The organism is Vibrio sp. 10N.222.48.A3 (assembly GCF_041475345.1).
In the GTDB taxonomy this organism is placed as follows: Bacteria; Pseudomonadota; Gammaproteobacteria; order Enterobacterales; family Vibrionaceae; genus Vibrio; species Vibrio tasmaniensis_A.
In genome coordinates, this window is record NZ_JBFRVX010000255.1 from 1 (window position 1) to 1,018 (window position 1,018).

Sequence of the window (1,018 nt, forward strand, 5' to 3'; positions counted from 1 at the left end):
GTTCATATTTCTCTCGTAAAGTATCCCAAAGGTAAATCGTTTTTACCTTAATAAGCTGTGCCGAAGTAAAATCCTCATGCATTTTAAGTACTTCTAGACTTACCGACACGCATATCAGATAACAAATTTGAAATATAATGGACTATCGAATAGTGGATCAGGCTTCATTGATGCATCTAAATATAAGCGAAGGTCTGTACGTGAACGATACTTTTGATAGACCTCAAACTCAGCAGACTCGTAAAAAGTTACAAGGCTTTCCTTTGTTATTTTACTATCTTGATCCGGTTGTGCGGAAATCTCTATACACGCTTTATTGCATTCGCTTCTAATCTGTTCAATCGCTGCATTTAATAACTCACGAGCCATCCCTCGCCTGCGCAATTGAGGTAAAACATCTATACGTTCAATAGAATAAACCTTCTCTTCCTGACTATTTTTTTTCCACAAACAATAACAATCATTAGGATATTGTTCGAAGTAAACATAGTAGTCGCCGTAACTCTCTTTATACTTAATTGTCATAACTCTCTTCTTAATCAGTTTGTCAGTCCAAGCTGACACCTTAGATAAAACCTTTAAGCCCAAGTAAGAGATTGTGAGGCCTCAATAAGCGTAAAGCCAATTAAGTGCTAAAAGGAAAATTATAAACTCGAGCACTGAGAATCCTCTCAATGCTAGTTATAGCTTTTTTATACCTGCCATTTTTCGAATCGACACATTAAGCTCTTGGTGTAACTCAGTGTATTTCGAAAGCATTTCTTCATGGGCTGTAATATGGTCTAAATCCTCATCCCACACCTGGCGCGAAACTTCTTTATCTAATGCATGCAATGATTCAATACATTGCATAAACTTTTTAGGTAGTAATGGTTTTTGAACTTCGATTAGAAGCAACACTCTCTCATCTAGAGCTTTGTAAACCTTGGGGTTACTCAGGACTTTAGTTTGATATTCAGGGTCACCTGAAGAAGACTCATAATCTATAGCCTGTTTTGTTTCGTGTATCACATCAGAT

1 protein-coding gene and 1 pseudogene are annotated in these 1,018 nt (G+C 36.7%); both read right to left on the reverse strand.

What is annotated here, in order from left to right:
• Window positions 1-114 precede the first annotated feature (114 nt).
• Window positions 115-525 carry a GNAT family N-acetyltransferase gene (locus tag AB4653_RS08500; protein ID WP_102257882.1) on the reverse strand — a complete coding sequence of 137 codons (411 nt, stop codon included), beginning with the start codon at window positions 523-525 and terminating at the stop codon, window positions 115-117.
• 156 nt (window positions 526-681) lie between these two features.
• Window positions 682-1,018: pseudogene (locus tag AB4653_RS08505) on the reverse strand (hypothetical protein); the annotation flags it as partial.